This window comes from Pusillimonas caeni (genome assembly GCF_003545815.1).
GTDB lineage: Bacteria > Pseudomonadota > Gammaproteobacteria > Burkholderiales > Burkholderiaceae_B > Pusillimonas > Pusillimonas caeni.
In genome coordinates this window covers 563,359-578,528 of the sequence record NZ_PDUW01000002.1, presented here as the reverse complement: position 1 = coordinate 578,528, position 15,170 = coordinate 563,359, and the positions used below count along the sequence as shown (strand labels likewise).

The window sequence follows — 15,170 nt, the reverse complement described above, 5'->3', positions numbered from 1 at the left end:
GGATTTTTGTTTTTTATTGCCCGTTCTGAAAGAAAGGCCTCCAACAGGGCCTTCCACCAGGCGGTCAATCAATTTCGACCCATACTCTACCTTCTTCTATCTTGACTGGATATACTCGAATATCCTGAGTAAGGGGTTCGCACAGGGCTTTTCCGGTACGCACGTCGAACCTGCCCTGATGCAGCGGGCACTCGATTTCATGATCTTCCAGAAATCCGTCGCACAGGCGCGCATGCCCGTGCGTACAGATGTTGTCGGTGGCGTATATCTCGCCTTCCACGTCGTACAACGCCAGCTGCCGCCCCTGCGCCTCGACCCCCACCACGTCGTCTTCAGGCACGTCTTCACGCGCCAATACATCGATCCAGTTCGCCATTGGCTCTATTCCTTCTACCTTTTCGCCTGATCTAAAAAAGTGCTCATTAAATCGGATATATGATCGAGTTGGCAATCATTTCCGAATCGTAAACGCAGTAGCGGGACTTGAATTTCAGTCCGTCGTCGCCCACCCGGACGCGGTCGATGTAACGGCCCACATTGAAAACCGTCGACGCCCCGTCATATTTGGTGCGGAACACCGCGTAGTTGGCCTCGGCCTCGATGATGCCGTTCTCGAAGCGGACGATGCGCGGCGCGCCGACCACGTGACGCTGGTAATAGGGGTCGTGGAACAGCGTTTCGCGTATGCCATAGACGCGGTCCTCGAGCATGTTGCGGCTGATGAACCACATGGTCGAGAGCGGGAAGCCGCGCTCGTGATTTTCGCGCGGCTGCACCTTGTACTCGCACTCCTCGTCGAAAAAACTGACCCATTTCTCCCAGTCCTCGGCATCCACCGCCGCCGCGTACTCGGCGTACAGATTGGTCAAGTCGATATATGTCTGCATGTCCATCTTCGTTCAAACCTCCATGACCTTGCGCCAGTATTCGTACATGCCGCGTATCAGTGTTTCCGTCACCATGTGCTCGGTGTCCTCGACCCCGTAGCCGCCCAGTTCGGCCACCGCGCGATGGTAGGGCTTCTGCTCGAAGCCGCTTTGCGAGAACTCGATGACCTCGCCGTCGTCGGCCGAGACGAAGCCGGCCGGCCCGAACAGATTGGCCTGCACCAGGCGCCGCTGGGTCATTTCGGGGGTGTCGTCCTCGAAGCCGAAGTGCGTCCAGACGAAATCGAAGGCATCCGGGCCGCTGGGCTGGATGTGGCGCGTGGACACGCTGTTGACCTGCTGCTGGAAGATCACGCTGGGGAAGATCGTCATCATGACGGCGGTGGGCTCGCCCCACCACGGCTCGTGCACGATGTCGAGCAGGCGCTTGTCCTTGATCTCCATGCTTTCCTTGAAGCTGGTGACGCCGGTGGTGACCTCGTTCTTGGCCTGGGCATTGCCGCGGGTGGAGATCATGGCGGCGTGGCGGTGCCTGTCGTCCATGCGCAGCGACGACTTATTGTCGGCGCGCCACAGGCCATAGGTGATGAACCAGGTGTGCAGCAGGCCCGGGTGGTAGGGGTCTTTGATGTTTTCCTGCATCAGCTTCCAGTTGCCCGGGATGCGCTGTCGGTTGTAGCCCAGGATCGTCAGCTTGCGGCCGTTGAACAGGCGGTCGAAGTAGCCCAGTATCTCGGGGCCGAGAAAATCCTCGAAGCTTTCGACGTCGTGGTTGAACGAGGCGAACACCACGCCGCCGCGGGTGGCCACGCGCAGCTTGTTCAGGTTGTTTTCCTTGGTCTTGAACTCTTTGGGCATGCCGCCCTGCACCTGGCCGTCGCGCTTGACGCCGCGCAGGAAGGGCACCCCCTGCAGGTCGCCCTTGAGGCTGTAGTTCCATTGGTGATAGGGGCAGACGAGCTCTTTCTTGTTGCCCGAGCGCTCGCGACAGAACTGCATGCCGCGATGGGCGCAGACGTTCTCGATGACGTTGATTCCGCCGTCCAGGTCGCGCGTCATGATCACCGAACGCTCGCCGATCACCGTGCGCTTGAAGTCGCCCGGCTCGGGCACTTCGGCCTCCAGGCCCACGTAGCACCAGTGGTTGTCGTAGAAAAAGCGTTCGAGCTCCTTCTTGTAAAGCGCCTCGTCGGTGTACGCCCAGAAAGGAATGCGGCTCGAGCCGTCGCCCTGCCAGACAGGGTCTTCGGGGAAAACTGCAGGCATGTTGTTCATGGAAGTCTCCTTGCAGAAGCTGAGGGCCCCACATCCCGGCACGCCGGGGGTGGACGCCCGGTGAGTCAATCGCCGCTCGCGTAGAACGCGTCGGCGTAGATATGTTCGATGCCCAGGCCCTTGCGCGTGAACATCAGCGTGGCGGCCTCGACCATGGGCGGCGCGCCGCATACATAGGCCCGGAACCCGTCGAGCCGGGCCCAGTCTTGCTCGACCGCCTCGGTGACCAGGCCCTGGCGCCAGGCAGAACCCGCTTCGCCGCCCGCGGTCAGAACGATGTGCACTGTCAGATTGTCGTGTTCGCGCGCCAGTTGTTCAAGCACATCGGCCTTGTAGACATCGATGGGCGAACGCACGCCGAAGTAGACATGAAGGGGATTGCGCATGCCGCGGGCCAACGCGCCGCGCACGATGGACAGCACCGGCGCCAGGCCCGTGCCGCCGGCCACGCAGAGAATGGGGCCCTCGTGCTTGACGCGCAAATAGGCGGTGCCCAGGGGGCCGCTGACGCGCACGGCGTCGCCCACCTTGAGCTGGTTGGCGACATAGCCGCTGACCCGGCCGCCCGGCACCACTCGCACGTGGAATTCCAGGGTATCGTCCTCGGCCAGGCCCGCCATGGAGTAGGGACGGACGTGCTCGGGGGTGAACTGCAGGGTGGCGTACTGGCCAGGCGAAAATTCCAGCGGCTTGGAGGCCTTGAGCCGTAGGCCCTTGATGTCGTGCGCCAGGTCTTCGATGGCCGCAACCTTGGCCTTGAGAATCTTGGCCGGATGGGTCACGACCTCGTCCGGCTCGGGGATTTCTATGGTGCAGCTTTCGGTCAGCACGCTCATGCAGGCCAGCACGTAGCGCCCGTCGTTCAGGCCGGTAAGCTTGAACTCGCGGCCCGACTCGAGCACCTGGCCCTCGATGACCTTGCAGCGACAGGTGCCGCAGCGGCCGGACATGCAGCTGTAGGACACCGGCACATTATGGTCGCGCAGCGCCTGCAGCAGGTTGGCCCCCGACTCGAACGGCAGGGCCTGGTCCAGTGGTTGTACTAGCAGTTCCATCAATCAACCCGTGTTGGCGCGCCATGCCGGCATGCATGCGTAGCCCGCAGCGCGGCGCGTCGTATCGTCGTGAGTGCTTGTCTCGATGCAGCTTCGCCATTTTTAGTGGGTGACGCTGTGGCGCCCGCGAAGTCTGCCTGGATGCTTTTGGCTGGGTGGCCATGCAAGATGGCCGCGGCGAAGCGCTTGTGGCGCTGTTGCAAGAAGTATAAATAGCCCTTAACAATAAATATATAGAATATGGTGAATGGAGCGAATTCATAACCTGAATAACACAGGGTCTGCCATGGATCTCAAAGACATCGATCTCAATCTGCTCGTCGTCTTCAACCGCCTGCTGATGGAGCGCAGCGTTTCCGCCGCCGCCGACAAGCTGGGGCTGACCCAGCCCGCGGTCAGCAACGCCCTCAGGCGCCTGCGCGTGCTGCTCAACGACGAGCTCTTCCTGCGCACCACGCGCGGCATGGAGCCCACGCCCTACGCCCTGCAGCTGGCCGAACCCATCGCCTACGCGCTCAGCACCATCCAGAACACGCTGTCGCACCAGACGGTCTTCGACCCGGCCACCAGCGACCGCCGCTTCACGCTGGCCATGACCGACCTGGGCGAAATCGAATTGCTGCCCCCGCTGATGGACCGCCTTGAAGCGCTGGCGCCCGGCGTCACCGTCAGCACGGTGCGCAACGCCGACCGGCTGCGCGACGACATGGAGGCCGGCCACGTCGACCTGGCCATCGGCCTGCTGCCCGGCCTGAAGACCAACTTCTTCCAGCAGCGGCTCTTCATGCAGCGCTATGTCTGCCTGTTCCGCCGCGGCCATGCGCTGGACAAGCGGCGCGTGACCCGGCGCGAGTTCTACGCCGCGGATCACGTGGTGGTGGTGTCGGCCGGCACGGGGCACGCGAAGATGGACGAGATCATAGAAAGCGCGGAAGAAACGCGCCGCGTGCGGCTGCTGGTGCCGCACTTCGTGGCGATCGGCCACATTCTGGCGTCGACGGACATGATCGCGACAGTGCCGGAACGCTATGCGCGGCGCTGCGCGGAGCCGTTCGGCCTACGCTATGTGGACCACCCGGTGGAGCTGCCCCGGATCGGCATCAATCTGTTCTGGCACGCGAAGTTTCACAAAGAACCGGGGAACCAGTGGCTGCGGCAGCTTATTTTCGAGCTGTTCTCCACTTCGCTGAACGTGCCGGAGCGGGGGAGCTAGCCCGCCGCCCGGCCGGCCTTCGCACCCGGGTTCTTGAGCGGAAACTGCTCGTCGATGATCTTCACCCACTCTTTCAGCAGCGTCTGGTAGTAGCGGTCGTCGTGTTGCCACATGCGATTGACGGCCATGCCGCGCGTCATGTTCAGGGTGAGATTCAGTATGGTGCGAGCCTGCCTGGGCGTATAGCCGGCTTTCTTGAAGACGTCCAGCCATAGGGCGTTGGTGGTCTGGCGGTAATGCTCCATGACGGGCTTGATGCGGCTCATGAGTTCGTCGTCGGTGCGCGCCACCATGATGACTTCCAGCGCCGCCAGGAAGGGCCAGTCGAAGTACACGCTCAGGCTGTCTGAAATGAATCCCTCCAGAGGCTTCTTCACGGCCTCGGCTGTGCGGGCGATGCGTTGGCCGCGCACGATGCACTCGTCGTAGACGGCGGTGGTGGCGGCCATGACGAGCTCGGCCTTGTTGGCGTAGTGATGCATCAGCGCGCCGTTGGACAGCCCCGCCGTGCCGGCCACTTCCTTGGTGGTCAGCCCGTTGTAGCCGCGGCGCATCAGGACGTCGATGGTGGCGCCCAGCAGGCGCTCTTTGGCGTCGCGGCTGCGGTCCTCCTGCGAGCGTCTTGGCGCGCGCTTGGCGGGAGCCGGCGCGGCGGTCGCGCCGGCGGCGGAAGCATTGGGGGAATTCATGGCGTCCATAGGTGTTCTCGTTATCAGGCCTGGACGGCCGCGGGCCGCGGGTGCGGCCCTTGGCGCGGTGATTCGATTATATCTTCGATATCCGTGTTTACCCGGATTCTGGCACATAAAAACAAACCGCGCACTCTGTTTGTGTTAAATTTCGCCCAATACGATCCATAAAGTACCGACCTCATTTCAAGGAGACAGTCATGGCCTTCGTCAAGAACGCCTGGTACGTTGCCTGTTGGAGCAGCGACGTCAAGGAAGGCGAAATGTTTCACCGCCAACTACTGGGCGAGCCGGTGGTTTTCTATCGCAAGTCGGGCGGCGAGCTGGTCGCCCTGCAAGACCGCTGCCCGCACCGCTTCATTCCCCTGCACCTGGGCAAGATCGTGGACGACGCGGTCGAGTGCGCCTACCACGGCCTGCAATTCGACTGCAGCGGCAAATGCGTCAAGAACCCGCATGGCGAGGGCAAGATTCCCGCGGCGGCGAAAGTGCGCAGCTATCCCGTGCACGACAAGCACACCATGGTGTGGATCTGGATGGGCGACGAGCCCGCCGACCCGGCCAAGATTCCCGACTACAGCGTGCTGGACCCCGAATCGGGCTTCAAGACCAGCGGCGGACATCTGCACATCGATGCCGCATACGAGCTGATGGGCGAGAACCTGCTGGATCTCAGCCACATCACCTATCTGCACGACGGCTATCTGGGCAGCCCCGAGCAGGTGGGCGCCGACCAGACCCTGGAACAGGACGGCGACTGCATCCAGTGCAACCGCTGGATGCCCAATGTCTCGGTGCCGGGCATCTTCGACATGATCTACCGCCAGGACGGCAAGCCGGTCGACATGTGGACCAATATGCGTTGGATTCCGCCCAGCTGCTTCCTGCTGGATTCGGGCGTGCACGAGGTGGGCGGCCAGCGCGCCGACCACGGCTGGTACTACGGCGTCCACATCCTTACGCCCGAAACCGAGCGCACGACCCACTATCACTTCGCGGCCGCCATGCCCGCCGGCACCAAGCTGTCTCCTGAAGACGATGCCAAGTTCCGCACAATGCGCCGCTACGCCTTCGAAGTGCAGGACAAGCCCATCATCGACGCCCAGCAGCAAGCGATCGGCGACGCCGATTTCTGGGATCTGGAGCCGGTGCTGCTGACGGTGGACGCCGGACCGGTGCGCATGCGCCGCACGCTCGAGCGCATGGTGCGCGAAGAGCAGGAGCGCCAGGCGGCTTCGGCGGCGCCGGCAAAGCGCCACGCCGGCGCCCGAGAGCCGGTGACGGCCGGCTGAGCAGGCATCCCGTTCCAATAATCACAACCACACATATCACAACCATACGTCCCAGGAGACAAATGTGAGATACGCTTTACGTAGCGCGTTGGCCGCCACGGCCCTGACGCTGGCCTTCTGTTCGCCCTCTATGGCGCAGGAGCCGATCAAGATCGGTTTCATCGGCACGCTGTCGGGTCCGACGGCGGCCGTGGGCCAGGATCAGCTGGATGGTTTCAAGCTGTTCCTGGACATGCATGGCGGCAAGCTGGGCGGCGTGCCCATCGAACTGCTGCAGGAAGACAGCCAGATGAAGCCGGACGTGGCCCGCCAGGTGGCGCGCAGCCTGGTGGAGCGCGAAAAGACGCCCATCATCACCGGCGTTTCGTTCTCGAACGAGATGCTGGCCATCCACAAATACATTACCGACAAAGAGGTGTTCCTGGTGGGCTCGAACGCGGGCCCCTCGCAGATCGCCGGCAAGCAGTGCTCGCCCTACCAGTTCATCACGTCGTGGCAGGGCGACCAGGCCGCCGAGGCGGTGGGGCAGTATGCGCAAGAGAAAGGGCTGAAGAACATCGTGGTGCTGGCGCCCAACTACCAGGCGGGCAAGGACATCGTCGAGGGCTTCAAGCGCTACTACAAAGAGCCTTTGGCCGACGAAATCTACACAGCCCTGACCCAGCTGGATTTCTCGGCCGAGCTTTCGCAGGTGGTGGCGGCCCAGCCGGATGCGGTGTTTGCCTTCTTTCCGGGCGGTCTGGGCGTGGCTTTTGCCAAGCAGTATGCACAGGCGGGGCTGATGGACAAGATCCCGCTGCTCTCCACCTTCGTGACCGACGCCTTGTCGCTGCCCGCCATCGGCGACAGCGCCCTGGGCATCATCAGCGGCGGCTTCTGGGCGCCGGATTTCGACAATGCGCAAAGCCGCAAGTTCGTCGAAGCCTTCGAGGCGAAGTACGGCCGCATCCCTTCGAACTATGCGGCGCAAAGTTATGACGCGGCGCTGTTGCTGGATTCGGCCATTGCCAAGGTGGACGGAAAGGTCGATGACAAGCCGGCTTTCATGGCGGCGCTGAAGGCGGCCGACTTCGAGTCAGTGCGGGGCGGCTTCAGTTTCGGCAACAACGGCTTCCCGATACAGGGCATGCACGTAATGGAAGTGGCCAAGGACGAGAAGGGGCGGCTGAACCTCAAGACGATCGCCACGCCGTTCGAGAAGTACCAGGACGCTTATCACGAGCAGTGCGAGCTTTGATAAAAAGCTGAAAGCCGGCGCTCACGCGGTGTGAGCGCCGGCTTGAACTCAACGCGCTGCAGCCGCCGCAGCAGCGTTCAGGCGCTCTTCCAGCGCATCCTTCGGCAAGGCCCCGTTCACCCGGGTGCCGTCCTCGAAGATAATCGCAGGCGTACCCCGCACCAGCAGCTTGCGCCCCAGCGCCAGATTCGCCTCGATAGGCGTTTCGCATTGCGCATTCGGCGGCGCTTCATTCTTCAGCATCACGTTTCGCCACGCCTGGGCCCGATCGCCCGCGCACCAGATATTGCGCGCCTTCACCGTCGAGTCCGGCGACAGGATCGGAAACAGCAAGGTATACACCGTGTAGTTGTCCATGCCGTCGAGCGTTTGATGCAGGCGCTTGCAATAGCCGCAGTTCGGGTCTTCGAACACCACCATCTTGCGCGAGCCATCGCCCTTCACCTGCTTGATCGCCGACTCCAGGGGCAGCGAATCGAACGCCACCTTCATCAATTCGTCCAGGCTCTTTGCGGTCAGGTCTTCTTTGTTGCGCGCATCGATCAGCGAACCCTGCATCACATAGTCCACGCGCTCGTTCGTGTAGAGCAGGTCCGAGCCGATGCGCAGTTCGTAGACGCCCGCGAAACGCGTCGGCTTGACGTGATCGAGCGAAATGCCCGGAAATTCCTTCTCGAATGCCGCCTTGATGCGAGCGGCGGCCTCTTCGGGGGAAGCTTGCGCCGGACTCTCGGCGGCTTCGCCGCCCTGAGCCGCCGCATTTTCGCCGCTGCCCGCAGCATCGGAAGCGGCCGAAGCATCGGGCGTCCCTTCCCTGCCCTCTTGGCCCTCGGCCGCGGTGGTGGACGCATCGCCCGCCGTCGCAGCCGGCGCGTCCGCGGCCCGGCCTTCTTGCTGAACCGCCGCCCCGCTTTGCGGCTCGGCCGGTTCATTGGCGGCCTGCGCATGGGCCGCGGCCGGCCCCAGGATGCAGCCCGCCGTCAGCGCCATCGCGCCGAGCCTGTTCGCTATGTCGGAAATCATAAGCAAGTCTTCACCTCTACTCTTGAAACTCGTCCAGCATCTTAACTGAACCCCGCCTGGCCGCCGCAACATCTACCACGGCCTCTCGCCCGACGCCCCGCTTATCAGCCGGCGCTTGATGAAAGGCAGGCGGTCGACAAGCTGCATGCCTACATTGCGCGCCATGACCACCGGCGCGCTGTGCGAAGCAAACAGGCGGTGCAGGCCGTCGGTGACCAGGCCCATGGCCAGCACCGGTTCGGCCCGGGCGCGCCGATACCGGCGCAGCAGATTCATCTGGCCCGGGCCGCAGCCGGACGGCCGGGCGCGCAAGGTGGCGAGCAATTGCGCCACGTCGCCCAGCCCCAGGTTGAGCCCCTGGCCGGCCAGCGGATGCACGCGATGCGCCGCATCGCCCGCCAGCGCCACGCCCGGCGCCACCATGGCGCTGCGTTCGAGGAACAGGGGAAAGCCATGCACCCCGCTGCGCACGGTCAGGCGTCCCAGCGCGCCGCCCGTCGCGGCCAGCAGCCCTGCCTGCAGGCGGGCGTCGCGCTCGGGCTGCGGCATGGCCAGCAGCGCACGGGCCTGCTCGTCGTCCATGGACCAGACCAGCGAAACCTGATGGCCCTCGGACGTATCCGGCATGGGCAGCAAAGCCACCACCCCGTCCGAAGTGAACCACTGCATGGCCGCATTGCCGTGCGGCAGTTCGGCGGTCAAGTGGGTGACCACCCCCGTCTGGTGATAGGGCCTGGACTGGTGTGAAATGCCCGCCGCCTCGCGCACCGGCGACTTTGCGCCGTCGGCGCCGATCACCAGATCGGCCCGCAGGCTGCGGCCCGATTCAGTCAGGACCGTCCCGTTTTGCAGCGCCGAAAAGCGGTCTTCGTGCCAGACGGTGCCGAATACCTGCACCGCCTGGTGCAGTGCTCGCTCGAGCTCGCTGGACTCGATGATCCAGGCCATTTCAGTCTGGACCGCCTGCCACGCCTGCAAGGCCACATGGCCGCTGGCGTCGCCATACACCTGCATGGACTCCACCGGCGTGACGCGGGCCGAATCGAGCATGTTCCATACGCCCAGCTCGCCCAGAAAGCGCCGGCTTTCGGGCGACAGCGCATAGACGCGGGGAAAATAGACGTCGGGCCGGGCCGGTTCGGGCGGCTTGCGCGGCCCCAGCAGCACGGCCTTCTGGCCATCGCGGGCCAGGCCCAGCGCGGCGGCCAGGCCGACTATGCCGGTACCGCAGACGACGATCTGGCCGGTACTCATCGCGCCGCCGGGGCCCCGGCCTGCTTGGGCCACAACACCCACATCTCGCCCTGCTGCTTCATGCGGCCGGCCTTGGCGCCCGCCTCGTCGCCAAAGCCCCAATAGAAGTCGGTGCGCGCCGCGCCCTTGATGGCCGCGCCGGTATCCTGGGCGAAGACCAGGCGCCGCAAGGGCTGGCTCGAAGCGGGATACTGGGTGGCCAGGTAGACCGGCGTACCCAGGGGGACGAAACGCGTGTCTATGGCGACGGAGCGCTCGCCGATCAGCGGGATGCTGTAGGCTCCCTTGGGCCCCAACTCCGGATCGACAATCTGTTCTTCGCGGAAGAACACCATGGCCGGATTGGCGTTGAGCATCTCCTGCACCCGGCCGGGATTGCGCTGCGCCCAGGCCTTGATGTTCTGCATGGAAGTCTGGGCCAGCGTCATCTCGCCCTTTTCGGCCAGCCACTTGCCGATGGACGCGTAGGGCCTGCCGTTGTGGTCGGCGTAGGCCAGCCGGATCATGCTGCCGTCGTCGAGCTGGGCGCGCCCCGATCCCTGTATCTGCAGGAAGAAGGCCTCGACCGGGTCGTCCGCCCAGACAATGACGGGCGGCTGCTTGTCCGAGCTGGAAATCTGGGCGCGGGTGTCGTAGGGCACCACGCGGTTGCCCTGCAGCTTGCCGCGGACGCGCTTGCCGGCCAGTTCGGGATAGACCGACCCCAGGTCGACCGTCAGCAGGTCGGCGGGCGGGGCGTGGAGCGGCCACTGGTACGGGCCCGTGCGCTTGCGGGAAGCACGGATCAAGGGCTCGTAATAGCCGGTGACGGTGTTCTTGGCGGGCTTGCCCGCGGCATCGGCCAGGCGCCAGGGCTGCAGATGGGCTTCAAGAAAGCTTCGCACCTGGGCCGAGCCCGCATCGTCCGAAAAACCGGCCTGCTGGGCCGCCGCGCACACCGGCTGCCAGGCGCGCGGCGCCGCTCGGGCCGGCAGGGCCAGCGAGCCGGACACCGGCCGCATCAGGCCCTTGCAGTTATTGATGAAGGCCTTCCAGACCAGCGACAGGTCGTCGGCCTGCCAGCCGGGCAAGGCTCCCCAGCCGACCGGGACGAACTTGCCTTCGAGCGCACGCGGCGGCGTCTCCGGCAGCGCGGCCAGCGGCGGCACCGAAAGCGGCTGCAGGGCAATGTCCTGGGCGGGCTGTTCCGGCGCGCCGGCCTGTTCGACGTCGGGCGTCACGGTGCTGCAGGCCGCCAGGAATGCCAGCAGGGAAAGGGAAAGCAAGGACTGGGTGCGACTCAGACTCATAGGACTCCGGGACGAAATACTTTGGACGGCCGCCGCCGCGGACGGGCGGCGCAAAGGCCCGAAGGCCTAGTGCAGGGTGCGGGGCATGGCCAGCACGAATTCGGCTATGGGCACCTCGAAAGGTATGCCATTATCGCCCACGCAATGATATGTGCCACGCATGGTACCGAAAGGGGTGGGCAGCGGACAACCGCTGGTGTATTCGAATGTTTCGCCGGGCGCCAGCAGGGGCTGCTGGCCCACCACGCCCAGGCCGCGAACCTCTTGCACCTTCTGTTCGGCATCGGTGATGATCCAGTGCCGGCTGATCACCTGGACGGCCTGTTCGCCATTATTGGTGATGCGCACGGTGTAGGCGAACATGAACTGCTCTTGGTTGGGCTCGGATTGTTCAGGCAGATACTGCGGGGTCACGCTGACCGAGATGTCGTAGGGCTTCATGTAGGGTTCCGAAAGGAGGCGCTGCGCCGGCAGCCGCCAGCCAATTCCACGCCAAACTGCAATAATGGCACTGAATCGACCTTTATCGTAGTTGAACAACGGATCTAGTTTACGCTCATGACCACCGCACCCGTCACTCGAATCGCCCCCAGCCTGCTGGCCGCCGACTTCGCCCGCCTGGGCGAAGAGGTGCGCGACGTCGTCGCCGCCGGGGCCGACTGGATACACCTGGACGTGATGGACAACCACTATGTGCCCAACCTCACCGTGGGGCCCATGGTCTGCGAGGCCCTGCGCCCCCACACCACAGCCCCGATCGACGTGCACCTCATGGTGGAACCGGTGGACGCCCTGATTCCGCAGTTCGCCAAGGCCGGCGCCGACATCATCACCTTTCATCCCGAAGCCTCGCGCCACCCCGACCGCACGCTGGCGCTGATCAAAGAGCATGGCTGCAAGGCCGGCCTGGTGTTCAACCCGGCCACCCCGCTGCACCACCTGGACTATGTCATGGACAAGCTCGACGTCATCCTGCTGATGTCGGTCAACCCGGGCTACGGGGGTCAAAGCTTCATCCCGTCCACCCTGCGCAAGCTGCGCCAGGCCCGCCAGCGCATCGACCTGTGGCAGAACGGCGGCGGCCGGCCCATCGCCCTCGAAATCGACGGCGGGGTCAAGGTCGAGAACATCGCCGAGATCCGCGCCGCCGGGGCCGACACCTTCGTGGCGGGCTCGGCCATATTCGGCAAGCCCGACTACAAGGCCGTCATCGACGCTATGCGCGCCGAACTGGCTCGGGCGGCAACCATCGCGATCTGATCTGGATTTGACATGCGATTCACCTCTGTCCTGTTCGATCTGGACGGCACCCTGTTGAACACCATCCCCGACCTCACCGACGCCGTCAACGCCATGCGCATGGAAATGCACCTGCGGCCGCTGCGCCAGGACGTGGTCGCCACCTATGTGGGCAAGGGCAGCGAAGTCCTCGTGCGCCGCGCGCTGAGCGACGACCTGGACGAAACCATCGAGCAGCAGCGCCTCGCCGAGGGCATGACGCTGTTCTATCAGTACTACCATGCCGTCAACGGCGACAAGACTGTGATCTACGACGGCGTGCTCGACGGCCTGAAATCATTTCGCGAAACCGGCGCCAGGATGGCCGTGGTCACCAACAAGCCCGGCGAATTCACCGAGCCCCTGCTGGTGCGCACCGGCCTGGCCGGCTTCTTCGAGCATGCCGTCAGCGGCGACACCTGTCCCCGCAAGAAGCCCGACCCCATGCCCCTGCAACACGCCTGCCAACTGCTCGGCGGCCAACCGCAGGACACGCTCGTCGTCGGCGATTCGCGCAACGACGTGCAGGCCGCCCGCTCGGCGGGCATGACCGTGGTGGCCGTGCCCTACGGCTACAACGAAGGCCAGGGAGTGCAAAACCTGGATGCGGATGCTATAGTGGCATCCATCGACGAGGCGGCCCAATGGGCCATGCAGCAATAAGCCCGGCCCGCTTCACTCAACCGCACAGCATGACAAAATTCATGGCCACTACCCTTTCACGGCAAGCATTCATCAGCGCCTCCTGGCGCTGGTGGCGTGTGTGCTCCGGGTAGCGGCAATTCTCCCGGCGCGTGGGTCCGTCCACTTCACGCGTCGCGGTCTTATCAAAGCAAAGCCCGGAGCCCCGCCTAGCCGCCGGGCTTTTTTGATTGCTGTCCGGCGGTGCATCCCGACCCACCACACCGAGAACACCATGACAGAAATCGAATTCAACGCATTGGCCGCGCAGGGGTACAACCGCATCCCCCTCATTGCCGAAACCTACGCCGATCTCGACACCCCGCTTTCCATCTACCTGAAGCTGGCCTATGCGGGTCCCGAAGGCGGCCGCAACAGCTGCCTGCTCGAATCCGTGGTGGGCGGCGAGCGCTTCGGACGCTATTCCTTCATCGGCCTGCCGGCCAAGACCGTCATTCGCGCCAGCGGCACGGTGACCGAAGTCGTGCAAAAAGGCCAGGTCGTCGAAACCCACGAAGGCGACCCCCTGGCCTTCATCGAGTCGTACCAGCAGCGCTTCAAGGTCGCCCTGCGCCCCGGCATGCCGCGCTTCGCGGGCGGGCTCGCCGGCTATTTCGGCTACGACACCGTGCGCCACATCGAGCCGCGCCTGGGGCCGGCCACCAAGCCCTTCGCGGGCGGCCCCGACTCCGCCACGCCCGACATCATGCTGCTGCACGTCGACGAGTTCGTGGTGGTGGACAACCTGGCCGGCCGCACCTATCTCATCGTCTATGCCGACCCGCGCGAACCCGAGGCCTACGCCCAGGCCCGCCAGCGCCTCAAGGACCTGCGCCAGAAACTGCGCACCCCCGTCGTCATACCCTATGCCTACGCCAGCCTGCAAACCGAAAGCCGGCGCGACTTCAAGAAAGAAGACTACATCGCCGCCGTGCTCAAGGCCAAAGAGTACATCGCCGCCGGCGACCTCATGCAGGTCCAGGTCGGCCAGGTCATCGCCAAGCCCTATCGCGACTCGCCCCTGTCCCTGTACCGCTCGCTGCGCTCGCTCAACCCTTCGCCCTACATGTATTACTGGGACTTCGACGACTTCCACGTCGTGGGCTCATCGCCCGAGATCCTGGTGCGCCAGGAAACCGTCACCGAAGCGGACCGCCGGAAAACCCAGGTCACCATCCGCCCCCTGGCCGGCACACGCAAGCGCGGCGGCACCCCCGAGCAGGACGCCCAGCTCGCCGAAGAACTCCAGGCCGACCCCAAAGAGCGCGCCGAGCACGTCATGCTGATCGACCTGGCCCGCAACGACGTCGGCCGCGTCGCCCAGACCGGCACGGTCGAAGTCACCGACACCATGACCATAGAGCGCTACTCCCACGTCATGCACCTGGTGTCCAACGTCAGCGGCACCCTGAACGAAGGCATGAGCAACATGGACGTCCTGCGCGCCACCTTCCCCGCCGGCACGCTTACCGGCGCCCCCAAGGTGCGCGCCATGGAGCTCATCGATGAACTCGAGCCCGTGCGCCGCGGCGTATACGGCGGCGCCGCCGGCTACTTGAGCTACAGCGGCGAAATGGACGTCGCCATCGCCATCCGCACCGGCATCGTCAAGAACGGCATGCTCTACGTCCAGGCCGCCGCCGGCATCGTCGCCGACTCGGACCCCGAGAAAGAATGGCAGGAAACCGAAGCCAAAGCCCGCGCCGTCCTGCGCGCCGCCGAGAAAGTGCAGTTCGGCCTGGACGAGCCTATTTAAAGAGCCGCCTATTTAAAGAGCCGCTTATGACGTTGTTTTCCGATTTGGGTTCATAAACGCCGCCGGAGGCGGGGCTTCTCAAGGCGGGCGGTCAGGCGGTCCGGCTTCGCCGGACTACCCGCGTCTACCTCGTACGCGTGGGCGGCGAAAGAACTCGCCCTCAGCGCTACGCGCTTCGGAGCTCAGACAGCTTTCGCCGACTACCCCCACGCTCCCTTCGGTAGCACGCGGCGCCCTCCGA

Annotated in this window: 15 protein-coding genes; 6 read left to right on the top strand and 9 right to left on the bottom strand. The window is 64.5% G+C overall.

Translation table 11 applies throughout. The features are described 5' to 3' along the window. Positions 1 to 64: 64 nt before the first annotated feature. The 4 genes from CSC67_RS06530 to CSC67_RS06515 all read right to left on the bottom strand — a co-directional run bounded on the left by CSC67_RS06530 (position 65) and on the right by CSC67_RS06515 (position 3,217). Positions 65 to 376, bottom strand: a complete 312-nt coding sequence (locus CSC67_RS06530; protein WP_118993685.1) for a non-heme iron oxygenase ferredoxin subunit — start codon at positions 374 to 376, stop codon at positions 65 to 67. A 46-nt stretch (positions 377 to 422) separates the two neighbouring features. After that, positions 423 to 893: an aromatic-ring-hydroxylating dioxygenase subunit beta gene (locus CSC67_RS06525; RefSeq protein WP_118993684.1), complete on the bottom strand. Its 471-nt coding sequence runs from the start codon at positions 891 to 893 to the stop codon at positions 423 to 425. A gap of 6 nt (positions 894 to 899) precedes the next feature. Next, the gene (locus CSC67_RS06520; RefSeq protein WP_118993683.1) at positions 900 to 2,162 is read right to left on the bottom strand and encodes an aromatic ring-hydroxylating dioxygenase subunit alpha; all 1,263 of its coding nucleotides are present in this window, start codon (positions 2,160 to 2,162) and stop codon (positions 900 to 902) included. A gap of 65 nt (positions 2,163 to 2,227) precedes the next feature. Then, complete coding sequence (locus tag CSC67_RS06515) at positions 2,228 to 3,217, bottom strand: 2Fe-2S iron-sulfur cluster-binding protein (protein WP_118993682.1); 990 nt, start codon at positions 3,215 to 3,217, stop codon at positions 2,228 to 2,230. A gap of 286 nt (positions 3,218 to 3,503) precedes the next feature. On the opposite strand from CSC67_RS06515, the gene CSC67_RS06510 reads away from it, so the two are divergent. Then, positions 3,504 to 4,430, top strand: a complete 927-nt coding sequence (locus tag CSC67_RS06510; protein ID WP_118993681.1) for a LysR family transcriptional regulator — start codon at positions 3,504 to 3,506, stop codon at positions 4,428 to 4,430. Here CSC67_RS06510 and CSC67_RS06505 read toward each other — a convergent pair. Beyond that, on the bottom strand, positions 4,427 to 5,128 hold the full coding sequence (locus tag CSC67_RS06505; RefSeq protein ID WP_245220148.1) for a TetR/AcrR family transcriptional regulator: 702 nt from the start codon (positions 5,126 to 5,128) through the stop codon (positions 4,427 to 4,429). The two genes, CSC67_RS06510 and CSC67_RS06505, sit on opposite strands and share 4 nt — an antisense overlap. Before the next feature lie 191 nt (positions 5,129 to 5,319). Between CSC67_RS06505 and CSC67_RS06500 the strand changes: the two genes are divergently transcribed. Together CSC67_RS06500 and CSC67_RS06495 are read left to right on the top strand one after the other, a co-directional pair. Beyond that, on the top strand, positions 5,320 to 6,411 hold the full coding sequence (locus CSC67_RS06500) for an aromatic ring-hydroxylating dioxygenase subunit alpha (protein ID WP_118993680.1): 1,092 nt from the start codon (positions 5,320 to 5,322) through the stop codon (positions 6,409 to 6,411). A gap of 130 nt (positions 6,412 to 6,541) precedes the next feature. Further along, positions 6,542 to 7,648, top strand: coding sequence for an ABC transporter substrate-binding protein (locus CSC67_RS06495; RefSeq protein ID WP_245220164.1), 1,107 nt, complete (start codon positions 6,542 to 6,544; stop codon positions 7,646 to 7,648). Positions 7,649 to 7,696: 48 nt separating this feature from the next. Here CSC67_RS06495 and CSC67_RS06490 read toward each other — a convergent pair whose 3' ends face one another. From CSC67_RS06490 to apaG, 4 genes are all read right to left on the bottom strand, one after another. Further along, positions 7,697 to 8,671 carry a DsbC family protein gene (locus CSC67_RS06490; protein ID WP_245220147.1) on the bottom strand — a complete coding sequence of 325 codons (975 nt, stop codon included), beginning with the start codon at positions 8,669 to 8,671 and terminating at the stop codon, positions 7,697 to 7,699. Positions 8,672 to 8,743: 72 nt separating this feature from the next. Next, on the bottom strand, positions 8,744 to 9,925 hold the full coding sequence (locus tag CSC67_RS06485; protein ID WP_167752777.1) for an FAD-dependent monooxygenase: 1,182 nt from the start codon (positions 9,923 to 9,925) through the stop codon (positions 8,744 to 8,746). Continuing rightward, the gene (gene mltA / locus CSC67_RS06480; protein WP_118993677.1) at positions 9,922 to 11,214 is read right to left on the bottom strand and encodes a murein transglycosylase A; all 1,293 of its coding nucleotides are present in this window, start codon (positions 11,212 to 11,214) and stop codon (positions 9,922 to 9,924) included. The genes CSC67_RS06485 and mltA overlap by 4 nt, the downstream gene beginning before the upstream one ends. 66 nt (positions 11,215 to 11,280) lie before the next feature. Then, the gene (gene apaG, locus CSC67_RS06475; protein WP_118993676.1) at positions 11,281 to 11,655 is read right to left on the bottom strand and encodes a Co2+/Mg2+ efflux protein ApaG; all 375 of its coding nucleotides are present in this window, start codon (positions 11,653 to 11,655) and stop codon (positions 11,281 to 11,283) included. A 117-nt stretch (positions 11,656 to 11,772) separates the two neighbouring features. Here apaG and rpe point away from each other — a divergent pair, with 117 nt between their 5' ends. The 3 genes from rpe (at position 11,773) to trpE (ending at position 14,929) form a co-directional block, all read left to right on the top strand. After that, complete coding sequence (gene rpe, locus CSC67_RS06470; protein WP_118993675.1) at positions 11,773 to 12,474, top strand: ribulose-phosphate 3-epimerase; 702 nt, start codon at positions 11,773 to 11,775, stop codon at positions 12,472 to 12,474. A 12-nt stretch (positions 12,475 to 12,486) separates the two neighbouring features. Then, positions 12,487 to 13,155, top strand: coding sequence for a phosphoglycolate phosphatase (locus CSC67_RS06465; RefSeq protein WP_118993674.1), 669 nt, complete (start codon positions 12,487 to 12,489; stop codon positions 13,153 to 13,155). A 253-nt stretch (positions 13,156 to 13,408) separates the two neighbouring features. Next, complete coding sequence (trpE, locus tag CSC67_RS06460) at positions 13,409 to 14,929, top strand: anthranilate synthase component I (RefSeq protein ID WP_118993673.1); 1,521 nt, start codon at positions 13,409 to 13,411, stop codon at positions 14,927 to 14,929. Positions 14,930 to 15,170 lie beyond the last annotated feature (241 nt).

What these genes read in the sequence shown, in the direction of transcription:
- CSC67_RS06530 (WP_118993685.1), bottom strand. Translation starts at nt 376, where the DNA reads ATGGCGAACTGGATCGATGTATTGGCGCGTGAAGACGTGCCTGAAGAC.
- CSC67_RS06525 (WP_118993684.1), bottom strand. Translation starts at nt 893, where the DNA reads ATGGACATGCAGACATATATCGACTTGACCAATCTGTACGCCGAGTAC.
- CSC67_RS06520 (WP_118993683.1), bottom strand. Translation starts at nt 2,162, where the DNA reads ATGAACAACATGCCTGCAGTTTTCCCCGAAGACCCTGTCTGGCAGGGC.
- CSC67_RS06515 (WP_118993682.1), bottom strand. Translation starts at nt 3,217, where the DNA reads ATGGAACTGCTAGTACAACCACTGGACCAGGCCCTGCCGTTCGAGTCG.
- CSC67_RS06510 (WP_118993681.1), top strand. Translation starts at nt 3,504, where the DNA reads ATGGATCTCAAAGACATCGATCTCAATCTGCTCGTCGTCTTCAACCGC.
- CSC67_RS06505 (WP_245220148.1), bottom strand. Translation starts at nt 5,128, where the DNA reads ATGGACGCCATGAATTCCCCCAATGCTTCCGCCGCCGGCGCGACCGCC.
- CSC67_RS06500 (WP_118993680.1), top strand. Translation starts at nt 5,320, where the DNA reads ATGGCCTTCGTCAAGAACGCCTGGTACGTTGCCTGTTGGAGCAGCGAC.
- CSC67_RS06495 (WP_245220164.1), top strand. Translation starts at nt 6,542, where the DNA reads ATGGCGCAGGAGCCGATCAAGATCGGTTTCATCGGCACGCTGTCGGGT.
- CSC67_RS06490 (WP_245220147.1), bottom strand. Translation starts at nt 8,671, where the DNA reads ATGATTTCCGACATAGCGAACAGGCTCGGCGCGATGGCGCTGACGGCG.
- CSC67_RS06485 (WP_167752777.1), bottom strand. Translation starts at nt 9,925, where the DNA reads ATGAGTACCGGCCAGATCGTCGTCTGCGGTACCGGCATAGTCGGCCTG.
- mltA (WP_118993677.1), bottom strand. Translation starts at nt 11,214, where the DNA reads ATGAGTCTGAGTCGCACCCAGTCCTTGCTTTCCCTTTCCCTGCTGGCA.
- apaG (WP_118993676.1), bottom strand. Translation starts at nt 11,655, where the DNA reads ATGAAGCCCTACGACATCTCGGTCAGCGTGACCCCGCAGTATCTGCCT.
- rpe (WP_118993675.1), top strand. Translation starts at nt 11,773, where the DNA reads ATGACCACCGCACCCGTCACTCGAATCGCCCCCAGCCTGCTGGCCGCC.
- CSC67_RS06465 (WP_118993674.1), top strand. Translation starts at nt 12,487, where the DNA reads ATGCGATTCACCTCTGTCCTGTTCGATCTGGACGGCACCCTGTTGAAC.
- trpE (WP_118993673.1), top strand. Translation starts at nt 13,409, where the DNA reads ATGACAGAAATCGAATTCAACGCATTGGCCGCGCAGGGGTACAACCGC.